Source organism: Gordonia spumicola (genome assembly GCF_009932475.1).
Taxonomy (GTDB): domain Bacteria; phylum Actinomycetota; class Actinomycetes; order Mycobacteriales; family Mycobacteriaceae; genus Gordonia; species Gordonia spumicola.
The window spans coordinates 867,729-881,827 of the sequence record NZ_BJOV01000003.1 but is presented as its reverse complement, the minus strand read 5'-3'; the positions used below and the strand labels follow the sequence as shown (position 1 = coordinate 881,827).

The 14,099-nt window shown below is 69.0% G+C and carries 13 protein-coding genes; 5 read left to right on the top strand and 8 right to left on the bottom strand.

The genetic code is table 11. The features are described 5' to 3' along the window. Positions 1-38 precede the first annotated feature (38 nt). Together GYB83_RS10190 and GYB83_RS10185 are read left to right on the top strand one after the other, a co-directional pair. Positions 39-347, top strand: coding sequence for a hypothetical protein (locus GYB83_RS10190; protein WP_161895371.1), 309 nt, complete (start codon positions 39-41; stop codon positions 345-347). Then, complete coding sequence (locus GYB83_RS10185; protein ID WP_161895370.1) at positions 347-1,516, top strand: L,D-transpeptidase; 1,170 nt, start codon at positions 347-349, stop codon at positions 1,514-1,516. Before GYB83_RS10190 ends, GYB83_RS10185 begins: the two co-directional genes overlap by 1 nt. Positions 1,517-1,567: 51 nt before the next feature. Here GYB83_RS10185 and GYB83_RS10180 read toward each other — a convergent pair whose 3' ends face one another. The 3 genes from GYB83_RS10180 to GYB83_RS10170 are packed head-to-tail and all read right to left on the bottom strand — an operon-like array spanning position 1,568 to position 4,796. Continuing rightward, positions 1,568-2,512: a R2-like ligand-binding oxidase gene (locus GYB83_RS10180; protein ID WP_161895369.1), complete on the bottom strand. Its 945-nt coding sequence runs from the start codon at positions 2,510-2,512 to the stop codon at positions 1,568-1,570. Positions 2,513-2,555: 43 nt separating this feature from the next. Beyond that, on the bottom strand, positions 2,556-3,887 hold the full coding sequence (locus tag GYB83_RS10175) for an L-serine ammonia-lyase (RefSeq protein ID WP_161895368.1): 1,332 nt from the start codon (positions 3,885-3,887) through the stop codon (positions 2,556-2,558). A gap of 18 nt (positions 3,888-3,905) precedes the next feature. Beyond that, complete coding sequence (locus GYB83_RS10170) at positions 3,906-4,796, bottom strand: LysR family transcriptional regulator (RefSeq protein ID WP_228461368.1); 891 nt, start codon at positions 4,794-4,796, stop codon at positions 3,906-3,908. A gap of 96 nt (positions 4,797-4,892) precedes the next feature. Between GYB83_RS10170 and GYB83_RS10165 the strand changes: the two genes are divergently transcribed. Continuing rightward, positions 4,893-5,882 (top strand): DMT family transporter, encoded by a 990-nt coding sequence (locus GYB83_RS10165; protein ID WP_161895366.1) that lies wholly within the window; start codon positions 4,893-4,895, stop codon positions 5,880-5,882. Here the strand turns inward: GYB83_RS10165 and GYB83_RS10160 are convergent. From GYB83_RS10160 to GYB83_RS10150, 3 genes are read right to left on the bottom strand one after another with little or no spacing between them, the layout of a single operon-like run. Further along, a complete protein-coding gene (locus GYB83_RS10160; RefSeq protein ID WP_228461421.1) occupies positions 5,773-7,842 on the bottom strand; it encodes an MMPL family transporter in 2,070 nt (689 codons plus the stop codon). The two genes, GYB83_RS10165 and GYB83_RS10160, sit on opposite strands and share 110 nt — an antisense overlap. Continuing rightward, on the bottom strand, positions 7,836-9,812 hold the full coding sequence (locus GYB83_RS10155; protein ID WP_161895364.1) for a M13 family metallopeptidase: 1,977 nt from the start codon (positions 9,810-9,812) through the stop codon (positions 7,836-7,838). Before GYB83_RS10155 ends, GYB83_RS10160 begins: the two co-directional genes overlap by 7 nt. A gap of 19 nt (positions 9,813-9,831) precedes the next feature. Beyond that, positions 9,832-10,557, bottom strand: a complete 726-nt coding sequence (locus tag GYB83_RS10150) for a pirin family protein (RefSeq protein ID WP_161895363.1) — start codon at positions 10,555-10,557, stop codon at positions 9,832-9,834. Positions 10,558-10,592: 35 nt separating this feature from the next. Here GYB83_RS10150 and GYB83_RS10145 point away from each other — a divergent pair, with 35 nt between their 5' ends. Beyond that, the gene (locus GYB83_RS10145; RefSeq protein ID WP_161895362.1) at positions 10,593-10,757 is read left to right on the top strand and encodes a hypothetical protein; all 165 of its coding nucleotides are present in this window, start codon (positions 10,593-10,595) and stop codon (positions 10,755-10,757) included. A 137-nt stretch (positions 10,758-10,894) separates the two neighbouring features. Continuing rightward, positions 10,895-12,520 carry an NTF2-like N-terminal transpeptidase domain-containing protein gene (locus GYB83_RS10140; RefSeq protein ID WP_228461366.1) on the top strand — a complete coding sequence of 542 codons (1,626 nt, stop codon included), beginning with the start codon at positions 10,895-10,897 and terminating at the stop codon, positions 12,518-12,520. Positions 12,521-12,524: 4 nt separating this feature from the next. Here GYB83_RS10140 and GYB83_RS10135 read toward each other — a convergent pair whose 3' ends face one another. Beyond that, positions 12,525-12,932, bottom strand: a complete 408-nt coding sequence (locus tag GYB83_RS10135; protein ID WP_161895360.1) for a DUF3054 domain-containing protein — start codon at positions 12,930-12,932, stop codon at positions 12,525-12,527. 5 nt (positions 12,933-12,937) lie between these two features. Next, positions 12,938-14,077 carry a lysylphosphatidylglycerol synthase transmembrane domain-containing protein gene (locus GYB83_RS10130; protein WP_161895359.1) on the bottom strand — a complete coding sequence of 380 codons (1,140 nt, stop codon included), beginning with the start codon at positions 14,075-14,077 and terminating at the stop codon, positions 12,938-12,940. Positions 14,078-14,099: the final 22 nt, after the last annotated feature.

The following is a 14,099-nucleotide window of genomic DNA, read 5'->3' as shown; positions in this document are numbered from 1 at the left end:
GAACGTGTTCTAGTAAATTTCGCGCGTAGCATGTTCGCATGACGATCGATTCATCGGTCCCGCTGGTCGCCGCGGGACTCATCGGCGGGTACGCAGCCGCCCGCTACACCGGCCGCCGCGAACTCGGCGGAGTGCTGCTCGCCGCCGCGGGAGTCGGGGCGGGGCTGTCGTGGCGTAGCCGTGGCGCAGCCGTCACCGGCGGCCTCGCCGCCGCCTACCTCGGAGCCTTCGGCGCGTCGCACCCGCTCGCCAAGAAGATCGGTGCGTGGCCGTCGGTCCTCGCCGTCACCGCGGCGGCGACCGCGACCACCGCGGGCGTTCTCGCGGCCGTGGACGGTGATCGGTGATGCGCCGATCGGCACGGGCGTTCGCCGCCGCGGGACTGGTGTCCGTCGCGCTCCTCGCCGCGGCGTGCGGTGGCAACGGCAGCTCGACCCCCGATCCGGCTCCGGCCGCGACGGTCATCCTCGACGGCGCCATGACCAAGCCGATCAACCCGACCACCCCGATCAGCGTGCGCGCGGGCTTCGGCAGTCTTGCCAAGGTGACCGTCACCAACAAGAAGGGCAAGCAGGTCAAGGGCGAGTCGTCGGCGGGCGGAGCCGAATGGCACACCACCCAAGACCTCGGCTACGGCGGGACGTACACGGTGACCGCCGATGCGGTGAACACCGACGGCAAGCACACGAAGAAGACGTTCACGGTCACGACCATCACCCCGGACGACACCGCGTACGCCAACGTCGTGCCCGCGCCGGAGATGGTCGACGACGACGGTGTCGGCGTCGGGCAGCCGATGGTCTTCCAGTTCACCAAGCCGGTCAAGAATCGAGCCGAGGTCGAGAAGCACCTGAGCGTGACGACCACCCCGAGCCAGCCGGGGGCCTGGTACTGGACCGACGATCAGAGCGTCCACTACCGCGCCAAGAACTTCTGGAAGCCGGGCACCAAGATCCACATCGAAGCCGACGTGTACGGCGTCGACCTGGGCGACGGCGTCTACGGCGCCGAGGACAACGCTGTCGACTACCACGTCCGCGACTCGTGGATCGCCAAGGCCGACGGCAGCACCGAGCAGCTCACCGTCTTCCACAACGGCCAGTTGGTCCGGACCATGCCGATGAGCCTCGGCGAGCCGAGCACCCCGTCGCACCGCGGCATCCATGTCGTGTCCGAGCGTGCGGCGAGCGTCGTCATGGACTCCTGCAGCTACGGCGTGTGCCAGGGCTCGCCCGGCTACTACCGGGAGACCGTCTTCGACAACCTCCGGATCTCCAACGACGGCGAGTTCGTCCACGCCGCGCCGTGGTCGGTCGGTCAGCAGGGATCGGCGAACGTGTCGCACGGCTGCGTGAACCTCAGCCCGGCGGACGCGCAGTGGATGTACGACACGTTCCGCCTCGGCGACGTCGTCGAGATCACCAATTCGGGTGGCGACGAACTCCCCGTCTGGGACACCTACGGCGACTGGGCGGTCCCGTGGAAGGTGTGGAAGGCGGGCAACGCCGACGCGTGAGGTGCTCGGCACCTGAACGGGACGAGGCGAAACCGCGTTGACCGGGAGCGATCAGCGGCCGAGAACGGCACGGTCCTCGTCGCCGAAGGTGTCCTCCAGGGTGGCGGGCGAGTAGTCGAGGTCGATCTCCTCGACCGGCCGTCCCCGGGCCGATTCGATGGCGCCGAGGCGTCGTTGAGCGCGGTCGGCGGCATAGGTCAGGAACTCGGTGTTGTCGATCCCGAACGGCGGGGCGTCGAACTGCTCGTTCACCCACGTGATCATGCCGAGGGCCATCGGCAGCAGCTCGCCCATCCGCTCGGTGACGGCCTCCCACAGTGAGTCGTCAGCGGCGACGTGCCTACGACAGGTGAACGTTCCCCACGCCATGTGGCGGCGTTCATCGTCAGCGATGTGCGAGATCAGCGACTGCATGCCCGGCAGGATCCCGCGGTCGACGCAGATCTTCTGCCACGCGTAGTAGCCGGTCAGGGCGAGCGACCCCTCGACGACGTGGTTGTAGGTGACGCTCGCGCGGATCTGATTGAGCGGAGACGGATCGGACGCCAGCAGGCGCAGCGACTGCGGCAGCTCGTCGTAGAACAACTGGCGGTAGAAGGGGTTCTCGGCGACGTACGGGTGGAGGTCCTCGACGAGGCCCACCTCGTCCATCCACAGGCGGAAGCCCTGTGCGTGTTTGGCCTCCTCGAGACAGAACTGCGACAGGTACATCTCGTCGCCGAAGCGGCCCTCGGACGCCATCGCGGACATGAACGGCTGGATGTCCTGTGTGACGGCCTCCTCGCCCGCGACGAACTGGGCGACGAGGTACGTCGCGCTCCGGCGCTGGGTGTCGTCGAGGGACGCCCAGTCGGCGGCGTCCCGACCGAAGTCGAGCGATGCCGGGTCCCACGTCTTCCCGTTGCCCTTCGTGAACAGTCGCAGCGGGAACGCGTCCCAGTGCAGCCCGCCTGCCCTGAGCGTCGAGAAGCCTTCGCGTACTTCGGATTCGGTCATGGTGGCGACCCTAGACCGGTCGAACGGATGACATCGGCGATTCTCAGCACTCGATCACATTGACGGCCAGACCGCCGCGCGACGTCTCCTTGTACTTGTCGCTCATATCGGCTCCGGTCTCGCGCATCGTGGCGATCACGCGGTCGAGACTGACCACGTGCGGGCCGTCCTGATTGAGTGCGATCCGCGCGGCGGTGATCGCCTTGACCGCGGCCATCGCGTTGCGTTCGATGCAGGGGATCTGCACGAGTCCGCCGATCGGATCGCAGGTGAGACCGAGGTTGTGCTCCATTCCGATCTCGGCGGCGTTCTCCACCTGCGACGGGGAACCGCCGAGGAGTTCGCACAGCGCCCCGGCGGCCATCGAGCAGGCCGAGCCGACCTCGCCCTGGCACCCGACCTCGGCGCCGCTGATCGACGCGTTCTCCTTGAACAACACCGCGATGGCGCCCGCGGTCAGCAGGAATCGTTCGCAGTCGCCGGACTCGGCGCCCGGCACGAACCGCATGTAGTAGGCGAGGACGGCGGGCAGGATCCCCGCGGCGCCGTTCGTCGGAGCGGTGACGATCCTGCCGCCCGCGGCGTTCTCCTCGTTGACGGCGAGTGCGAACGCCGTGACCCAGTCGATGTGGCGGAGCGGATCGTCGGACGGCGACGCGTCGAGTCTCGCGCGGAGAGTCCCGGCGCGCCGCCGGACCCGCAGGGGGCCGGGGAGCATCCCCTCGGTGTGCAGGCCGGTGTCGATGCAGCGCTGCATGGCGTCCCAGATGCGCCGCAGCCCGGTGGAGACCTCGGCGGGCGAGCGGCGGGCCTCCTCGTCGGCGCGCATCACGCCGCTGATCGGCAGGCCGGTCCGGTCGGCGCAGTCGAGGAGGTCGACGGCGGTTCGGAAGGGGTGCGGGACCACGGTGGTGTCGGGGACCTCCGCCTCGTCGCCGACGACGAATCCACCGCCGATTGAGTACGACGTCGTCTCGCGGAGCACGTTCCCGTCGTCGTCGAAAGCCTTGAACCGCATGCCGTTCGGGTGACGGGGCAGACTGCGGTCGGCGATCAGTCCCACCTCGAACGCCACCGTGCGCACACCGCCGAGGCGAAGCGTTCCAGACGCGTTCGCGGCGTCGAACCGGGCGTCGACGACGGCGGGGTCGATGTCCTCCGGGCGTTCGCCCTCCAACCCGAGGACCACCGCTCGGTCCGATCCGTGTCCACGGCCGGTGGCGCCGAGCGATCCGTACAGGCCGACGTCCACCCGTGCCACGCGCGGGTCGTCGGCCACGGATGCGGCGAACTCGGCCGCCGCACGCATCGGCCCGACGGTGTGCGAACTCGACGGACCGATTCCGATCGAGAACAGATCGAACACGCTGATCATGGCGACTCCCTCGGCTGTTCAGGCTGGCATCGGAAAACTTCGATTGTGCAGCATCTCCACGCGATCGGTCCCGAGATGCTCGCCGATCACCGCGGTGACCGTCTCCCGGACGTCGGCGCGGGTCCGCTCGGTGTAGGCGACGCCCAGTTGGATCGCGGGCGGCGTCGGTGCGCCGTCGAGCCCGACCAGTCCGTCGGGCAGACGGTCGAGGACGGGGACGAGCATCGCGCCGACCCCGGCTCGGGCCGCTTCCAATCCGGTTGCGAGATCGTTCACCTCCGCTGTGACGTGCCATCCGCCCGGCGTGCCGCTGAACGCGTCGAAGCTCGGCTGCCGCAAGGTGCAGGGCGCCGAGAACGCGACGATGGGCACGGGTTCGTCCGCCGACGGCTGCGGACAGTGAGCCGACCACAGCCAGCGCAGTCGGAACCCGTCGGCGCGCGGGGTCATCTCCGGGGCCACCCGGGTGGTGACGGCGACGTCGACCCGCCCCGAGTCGAGCATGGACCGGACCGTCGCGTTGCGGTCGAGGTGGAAACGGACCTCCGCCCCGGGGAAACCCTCCCGCAAGCTGCTCATGATCAGTGGCAGCACCACGGCGGCACTGTTCTGAGCTGCGCCGATGACGATCGTGTCGCTCACCTCGGCGGTGAACCGGGACACGGCGGCGTCGTGGGCCGCGAGGATCGCCCTGGCATGCGAGAGGAGTTCCTCGCCCGCGGCGGTGAAGGCGATCCCACGACCCTCCTTGCGGACGAGCGCGGTGCCGGCCTCCCGTTCGAGTCGCCGCAGGTGTTGGCTCACGGCAGACTGCGTCAGCGCCAACGACTGAGCCGCTCGACTCACCCCGCCGGTCGCGGCGACGGCAGCCAACGACCGCAGGGGGACGATGTCGAACGTGCGGCTCATCTCTCGACCGTACGCCATGATTCATCAGCAGTACTGATTGATCGCTCCACACATAGTCGTTGGACCGCCGGGCGTCCGGGCTGCACTGTGGATCATGTGAGACTTTCAGTTCCACTCGGTTCCTCCACCGCTGTGCTCTACGCGCTCGGCTACCCGATCGGGGCCGTCGCGGTGCACGCCGCGACGCCTGGCGTCGTGCTCGTGACGAGATTCCTCGCGTCGGTCGTCATTCTCGCGGTGATCGTGGCGGTCATGCGCCTGGAGTGGCCGCGAGGTGTGCAGGCGTGGCACGCGGTGGTCGTCGGCTTCTTGTCCCAAGGGCTCCAGTTCGTCGGCTGCTACCAGGCGATGTACGCGGGAGTCTCACCGGTGCTGGTCGCGCTCGTGATCGCGATGAACCCGGTGATCACCGCGGGCGCCGCTGCGGCGATGCTCCGCGAGCCGCTCTCCCGCCGCCGTGTGCTGGCGACGGTGCTCGCGCTCATCGCGGTGTGCGTGGCGTTCGCGGGCCGCGTCATGGAGGTCGGCCACGTGGATGCGGCGATCGGCTGGGTGGTCATGGCTGTCGTCGGCCTGGCGGTCGGCGGCGTCTACCAGCAGCGGTACCTCTCGCAGGGGCATCCGATCGCGATCAACACCATCGGTGTCGGCGTAGCCCTGGCTCCGGCGTCGATCTTCGCGATCCTCACCCCGCAGCATGTCTCCGACGTCCACACCGCGGCGTGGTCGATCGGGGTTCTCGTGATCGCGAATTCGGTCGTCGCCGCGACGCTCTACCTGGCCGCGATCAGGCAGGCCGGAGCCGCCGCCGTGTCGCTCCTCTTCGGGGTGATCCCATCGATAGCGGCCCTCCTCACCTGGGTGATCATGGGTGACCGCCCGGACGTCGGCGTCGTCGTCGGATTGGTGATCGGTGCGGCGGCCTGTCTCATCGGCAACGAGAAGACCTCGGAGTCCTCGGCGAAGAGTCCGGGGCCTACTCGGGTCGGCCGTTCCGGGCGTCGGCGCGACTCAATGCCCCGGGCCACCAGACTCGACTGCCGACGTCGAGGGCGAGGGCTGGGACGAGGAGCGACCGCACGATGATCGTGTCGAGCAGTACGCCGAACGCGACGAGGAACGCGACCTGGGCGAGGAACAGCAGCGGGATCACCGCGAGCGCGGCGAACGTGGCTGCCAGGACGATGCCCGCGGCGCTGATCACGCCGCCGGTGCTGGTCAACGCCGACAGCACGCCGGCCCTGGTCCCGATCCGCTGCGCCTCTTCGCGGGCGCGTGTCATGAGGAAGATGTTGTAGTCGACGCCCAACGCGACGAGGAACACGAACGCGAACAACGGGACGACCGGGTCGGCCCCGGGAAAGCCGAACGGGCCGTTGAACAGCAGTGCCGCCACGCCGAGAGTGGTCGCGAACGACAGGACGGTCGTCCCCAGCAGGAGCAGCGGTGCGACGAGCGAGCGCAGCAGCAGGATCAGAACGGCCAGCACCACCAGCAGGACCAGCGGGATCACCAGGTTCCTGTCGTGCTGCGCGGTGAGCCGGGTGTCGAGGTCGATGGCGGTGGGACCCCCGACTTTCACGCCGCCGATCCGTGCGACGGCGGCGCGGATGGTCGAGACCGTGCCCTGAGCGGCGAGCGAGTCCGGGTCGTCGGTCAGCGTGACCTGGACCGCGGCAGTTCCCTCTCGCACGACGGGTCGGCCGTCGGCGGTCAACGGTTCCGCGGAGGACACCCCGCCCACTCCGCGGACGGCGTCGGTCGTCGCCTCGAGGACGTGCGCGGGCGCCAGCACCCAGGTGGGCGAGCCCGCACCGGCGTCGAAGTGCGCGGCGTGCATCTCGGCGCCCGCGACCGAGTCGGTCTCACCGAGGAAGAAGTCCTTCGTCGAGACGCCGTCGGCGCGGAACATCGGCGCGAACACGGCTCCGGCGAGCAACACCACGAGAGTGATCGCCCACGTCCGACGCGGTGCGGCTCCGACGATGTCCGCGACCCGCGTCCACAGTCGATGCGGCGATGCGGTGTCACCGGGGGAGGGGCGCCGGGGCCAGAACGCGGCGCGTCCGAGGACGGCGAGCGCGGCGGGCAGGAACGTGATCGACACCAGGAACGACGCGGTGACGCCGATCGCGGCGACCGGGCCGAGACTCCGATTGGAGTTCAGGTCGGAGAACAGCAGGCACAGCACACCGAGGATCACGGTGCCCGCCGACGCCGCGATCGGAGGCAGTGTCGCGCGCCATGCCGTGCGCAGCGCGTCCCGCGGATTCTCGACGTCCGCGAGATGCTCGCGGTAGCGCGCCACCAGCAGCAACGCGTAGTCGGTCGCCGCGCCGAACACGAGGATGAACAGGATGCCCTGGCTCTGTCCGTTCAGTTCCAGTACGCCGGCGTCGGCGAGGAGATAGACCGCGCCCGACGCCAGGGACAGGCCGAACACTGCGGAGAGCAGCACCACGATCGGCAGGATCGGCGACCGGTACACCAGCACCAGGATCACGAGCACGAGGATCCCGGCGACCAGCAGCAGGATGCCGTCGATGCCCGCGAACGCGCTCGACAGATCGGCCACCTGTACGGCGGGACCCGTCAGCCGGACCGTCACACCGGGAGGCGGATCGGCCAGCGCGGCCTTGATCGATTCGACGGCGTCGGCCGGTTCGCCCGCGGTCGCGACCGGGACGAACAGTTGTGCCGCTGTGCCGTCGGCCGATGGCAGCGCGGGCGAGAACTGGCCGGCGAACCCCTCGGAGCCCTGCAGCGGTGCGAGGGCGTCGGTGAGGAAACGTGAGTCGTACGCCGACCAACCCGCCGGGTTCTCGGCGACGACGATCGCCGGGAAGAACTCGGTGTCGGTGAAGTCGGGGAGCATCGCCTCCACTCGGGTCGACTCGGCCGAGGCGGGCAGGAATGCGCTCGCGTCGTCGGTCGTCACCTGGCTGAGCTTGCCTGCCATCGGTCCGGCGACGCCCGCGATCACGAGCCACACCAGGATCGCCAGGGCGGGAAGTCCGACGCGGGCCGCCGTCCGGGCGTTCACCAGATGCGGACGCGCTGGTCCGGCTCGAGGTACAGGTCGTCGCCGGGAGCGACGTCGAACGCCGAGTAGAACGCGTCGACGTTGCGGACGACGCCGTTGCATCGGAACTCGGGAGGCGAGTGCGGGTCGATCGACAGGCGGCGGATCGCCTCGGCGTCACGGGTCTTGGTGCGCCAGATCTGCGCCCAGCTGTAGAAGACGCGCTGCACGCCGGTCAGGTCGTCGATCACCGGTGTTGCGTCGGCCTCTTCGGTGGCGATGCCGTATGCGACGAGTGCGATGGACAGCCCACCGAGGTCGCCGATGTTCTCGCCGAGGGTGAACTCGCCGTTGACCTTGTACTTCGGATCGAGTCCCTCGGGCGTGAACTCCCCGTACTGGGCGGCGAGGGCCGACGTCCGCTTGCCGAACTCGGCGCGGTCGTCGTCGGTCCACCAGTCGACGAGATTGCCGTCGCCGTCGTACTTGGCGCCCTGATCGTCGAAGCCGTGGCCGATCTCGTGGCCGATGACCGCGCCGATGCCGCCGTAGTTGGCCGCGTCGTCGGCGTCCGGGTCGAAGAACGGCGGTTGCAGGATAGCGGCGGGGAAGACGATCTCGTTCATGCCGGGGTTGTAGTAGGCGTTCACCGTCTGCGGCGTCATGAACCACTCGTCGCGGTCGACGGGCTTCCCGATCTTCGCGAGTTCGCGGGTCGTCTCGAACGATGCCGCGCGCCGCGAGTTGCCGACGAGATCGGCCGGGTCGGCGGTCAGCGTCGCGTAGTCGACCCAGGTGGCGGGATACCCGATCTTCGGGGTGAACTTGCCGAGCTTGTCCAGGGCCCGTTCACGCGTCGCGGGCGTCATCCACTCCAGGTCGGTGATGTTCCGCCGGTACGCCTCGACGAGATTCGCGATCAGTTCGTCCATGCGCGCCTTCGCCGCGGGCGGGAAGTGCTTGGCGACGTACAGTTCGCCGACCGCGAAGCCCGCGGCCGACTCGACGAAGCCGACGCCGCGCTTCCAGCGTTCCCTGATCTCCTCCGCACCGGTGAGGGTGGTGCCGTAGAAGCGGAAGTTCTCGTCGACGAAGTCGCTCGAGAGGTACGGAGCGGCGCTGCGCAGCAGGCGCCAGGTGAGCCACGTCTTCCAGTCGTCGAGAGGCCGACTCTCGATCAGTGCGGCCGCGCCTTCCAGGAACGACGGCTGGCCGACGATCACCTCGGCGAACGTCTCGTCGCTGGGAGGCCGCACGCCCTCGAGCCACGCCGAGACGTCGAATCCGGTGGCGGTGTCCGCGAACTCGGCGAATGTCCGCAGGTTGTAGGAGGCCTCGGCGTCGCGGCGTCGGACCACATCCCAGTGGTGCGACGCGATGAGCGTCTCCAGGTCGACGATCGTCTCGGCGGCGCGGGCGGCGTCGTCCACCCCGGCGAGACCGAGCATCGCCGCGACGTGCTCGCGGTAGGCGCCGAGCGTCTGCGCGTGGTTCTCCTCGCGGTAGTACGACTCGTCGGGCAGCCCGAGGCCGCTCTGCGTCACGTGGACCAGGTATCGATCCGACTGTCGGGCATCGGTGTCGACGTAGAAGCCGAACAGTCCGCCGACGCCGACGCGCTGCAGCGAGCCGAGGGTGCGGGCCAGATCGGCGGTCGACGAGATCGCGGCGATCGCCGACAGGTCCTCGGCGACGGCGTCCAGTCCGAGCGCCTCGATGCGATCGACGTCCATGAACGACGCGTAGAGGTCGCCGATGAGGGTCCCGGGTTCGGTGTCCTCGACGATCGCGCGGACATCGGCTTCGGCGTTGTCGCGGAGGACGTGGAAGGCGCCGTCGATGCTGCGGTCGCCGGGGATCTCATGCGAGTCGAGCCAACGCCCGTTCACGTGCGCGAAGAGGTCGTCGGCGACGCGGACGGAGTGGTCCACCCATTCCAGGTCGAGTCCGGAGGTCAGGTCGGTGCCGTTGTGTTCGATGGTCACGCACTCCATAGTGCACGACCGGTACCCGCTATTCCCCGAGCCGCTTGGACATCGCCCAGATCAGGACCTCGGAATCACTGTGGGCCGTGATCAGGGATCCGCCGAAATCGGTGGCGCGCAGTGCGTCGGACGCGTGCAGCGACTCGCCGTCGACGGCGACCGAGCCCGCTGCGACGAACAGGTGAGTGAAGCGGCCCGGCGGGACGGCGGCGCTCTGCCCGGCGTTGAGGCGGACCGCGTACAGGGTGGCTCCCGCGTTGTGGATGCGGATCGCGGAGTCGTGGGCCGGGTCGCCGGACGCGACGGGGACCACCGTGCCAGGGGTCAGATCGGCGGAGATGTCCCGCTGGTCGTAGGTGGGGTCGAGGCCGTGCTCGTCGGGCGTGATCCACATCTGCACGAGGTGCACGGGCTCGTCGCCCGCTTCGAGGTCGTCGTTTCGCTCCGAGTGCAGGATGCCGGTCCCCGCACTCATCCGCTGCGCCAGCCCCGGATGGATGACGCCGCTGTTGCCCTCCGAATCCTGATGGACGACGGACCCGGACAGCACCCAGGTGACGATCTCGGTCTCCGCGTGCGGATGGGTGTCGAAGCCCTGACCGGGGGCGATGACGTCCTCGTTGTGCACCATCAGCACGCCGTGGTGTGTGTTCGCCGGATCGTAGTGGTCGCCGAACGAGAAGCTGTGCGACGACGTCAGCCACTCGGTCGTCGTCGCGACGCGATCGGACGCGCGGAGAATCGTCGGGGGCATGGCTCCAGTATGAACCAGCTGGCCCGAAGGGAGATATGACCGTTCACGGATATCGGCGGTCGGTCCGCGATGGGGTGGCTAGTTGCAGTCGGCTCGCCGCGATGCCCGATCGGGACCTCGAGTTGTACCTGGTGCAGACCTCTGAGGTCGGCCACGTCCTCGACGACGATCCCCGCATCGGCTGGGGATTCGCGGAGTAGGAGCTGGTGTTCGGGCTTGCGGGGCTGGGTCGATGCGCAATCGTGACCTCATCGATCCACGAATGTGAGCCTGTGACTAGAGAAACGCATGTGAAAGAAGTGAAAATTGATTCATGGCGTGGAGGGGAACGAGAACAGTGAGCGCGGCGTCGGCCGTGGTCGTCGCCGTGGGGTTGGTATCCGCTTGCGGGAGCGACGAGACCACCGATGCGGGACGGGTCGCGGGGGAGTTCGCCGACGCCGTCGAACGGCAGGACGCGCAGGCCGCGTCGACGTTCACGAGTTCGCCCGCCCTCGCGGCCGAGGCGCTCGCGGCGACACTGGCCGGGATGGACGCGCGATCGGTGTCGACGGTCGTCGACAAGCCCGTCGAGTACAGCGACGGGACCGCGTCGTTCACCATGAAGACGACCTGGCAGTGGCAGGACGACAGCACGTACGCGACGTCGACGTCCGGCATGGTCCGCAAACTGTCGAGCGGCTGGAAGGTCCAGTGGGATCCGAGCCTGCTGTTCCAAGGCATGCCGTCGGGCGCCCGGTTGCAGCGGATCCGCACCGACGCCAGGCCGGCTCCGTCGATCGACAGCCGCAGCGGCAAGACGTTCATGCAGATGGAGCCCGTCAACGAGATCAACTTCGACCCGAGCGCCGCGGGCAAGAAGGTCGACGCCGCGATCGCCGCCCTCGCCGCGTCGATCAAGCCGATCGCACCGTTGGTGACCGCGAAGGTGATCGCGGGCCAGGTCGACAAGGCGAACGGTCAGCCGATCACCGCCGTGACGCTCCGCGATCCCGACATGAAGGTGTTGGCTTCCGATCCCGAGCGGATCACCGGGGTCACCGTGCATCGCACCGGCCGCCTCGTGATGAACGACAGGCGGCTCGAGAGCCCGCTCGAAGTGGGATTGACCAACTACTGGAACGCGATTCGCGACGCGACGGCGGGCTGGCAGGTACAGCTCGCGGCTCCCGGACAGCGGCCGCGGCGACTCGCGGGCGAGCAGGGTCCGCCCGGCAAGGACGTCGCCACCAGCATCGACCAGAACCAGCAGCTGATCCTCGGCGACTCCGTCGTCGACGTCGCGCAGCCCGCGGCGATGATGATCTTCGACGCGCAGACCGGCGGAGTCCTCGCGATGGCGCAGAACGACGCCGCATCCGCCGCCAAGATCGAACCCGCGCTCTCGTACGCGACCGGCAGTGTGCTGAGGCCGGTCTTCGACGCGGTCGACCGCGCGGTGCCCGGAGCCCGAGACGACACGCGGGCCGCACACGACGTCCTGCATCACTACGGGCTCGGCGTCAGGTTCGTCGCGCCCGGTGTGAGCGTTCCGCGCGACCCGACGCCGACGGTGTCGACGGCCCGCTTCTCGCCCGACTCCTTCACCGCGTCGATGCTCAACATGGGCGCCCTCGGCGTCGCCCTCGCACGCGCCGACGCTGGCAGACGAGAGTCCGTCGCGCCGTACGTCATCAACGGGGCGACGACCAAGGTCGACAACGGCGAACTCGGAGCGCTGACGCCTGCCGTCAGTCGCGACATCCTCGGTCAGATGGCGACGATCGCCCGCAAGGGAGACGCCAGCGACATCACGAATGCGCCCGGACTGCGCGCCCTCGTCGGAACCAACGGCCCGAAGGGACCGGGCTGGTTCGTCGGCATCCAGGGCGGCAAGGTGATCGTCGTCTACTGCGACGGAGACAAGTCGGGGACGGCGGCGCTCCAGGTGGCGCAGAAGTACTTCCGCGTCTCCACGCGCTGACGGTTCAAGCCCTCCGGCGGCCGTCGGCGACGGCGGCCAGGCCGCGCCAGCCGACGAGGAGCACGCCCGTGGCGATCGACGCGACGATGACGAACGAGACCGCGGTTCCCTGATCGGACACCACGCGCAGCACCATGCCGACGATCACCGTTGACACCCAGATCACCAGACCGTCCGGCACGATCCGCGACGGCAGGAATCCGCGTGAACGGGTGACCGCGTATGCGATGGCCCAGCCCACGGCCGCGCCGACCACGAACGGCCACAGGGTGTGCAGGAAACCGGCGACCGACTCGGCCTCGTCGTGGCTGCGACGGCCGATGGCGACGAAGACCACGAGCGCGATGAGATCGCAGCACGCTGCGACGGCGAGCGGACCGAGCGGGTTTCGGGACGACGAGACGGGCGACATGCCTCCTACGGTATCGACCCTCCGGGGGCCGGTTCGTCGCGGCCTTCGTCCGGGGGCTCGGTGGTCTGCGCGCGGTCGTTCTCGATCTCGCGGTCGAGGTTGTCGCCCGATTTGAAACGTCCGCGGTAGCGGACGGCGATCACGACCCAGCCGATCACGGCGATGAGGACGTAGCTGATCATGCGGTAGATGAGGACCGCGGCGGTCGCATCGGGCAGGCTCATGCCCGCCGACATCAGGGCGGGGACGAGCATCGCGTCCACCACGCCGAGGCCGCCGGGCAGCAGTGGGACGGCCGTGCCGACCGCCTTGCCCGCGGCGTACGCGACCATCAGGCCCGCGATGGACGGATGGGAGTCGACGGCCCAGCAGGCGAACGCCAGACACGCGACGTCGGCGACCCAGTTGAAGAAGCTCCACGCGAACGCCTCGGCGCCGTCGCGCCGGTTCAGGTGGACGGCCTGCAACTGTTCGAGGGTCAACCGGAGTCGTGCGGTGCCGTGATCGACGGGCTTCTCGCGGATGTTGTTGATCCAGCCGAGCACGCGGAGGCCGATCGCCTCCAACGACTGCGGATGACTCGCCAGGTATTGGGCGCCGATCGCGAAGACGAGGAATCCGGCCACGCTGAAGATCACCGAGAACGGGCTGGTCTTCGCGCCGGCGAGCAGAGCGCCGCCCAGACCGAGGACCGCGAGTCCCGCACCGGCCAGGAGCCCGGACATCACCAGCTGCCACGAGGCGACGACGGGCGACGCTCCCCACTTGCGGCTCTCGCGGTAGATGAACGCGGGCGAGAGCACCTGACCGCCGGGCATCGTCTGTGACACCGAGTTCGACGCCAGGATCACCGCGAACGACTCCCGCTGACGCACCTTGACGCCGGCCGATCGCATCAGCACCCGCTGGACCTGGGCATAACTGTCCATCGAGAGCAGAGCCGCGACGATGCACGCGAGCACCCACTCCCACTGAAGGCTGCCGAAGCGCACCCACGTGTCCTTCAGCTTGGGCCAGATCAGGTAGCCCTCGGTGCCGAGAATGACGATGATCAGGACGAGCAGACCCCACCGAAGCCAGCGACGCCACGGGCGACGCGTTCCCGACCGAGTGTCGGCGGCGTCGGCCGTGGCGTCATCAGACATGAAGTCCAGCCTAAGCCATCGG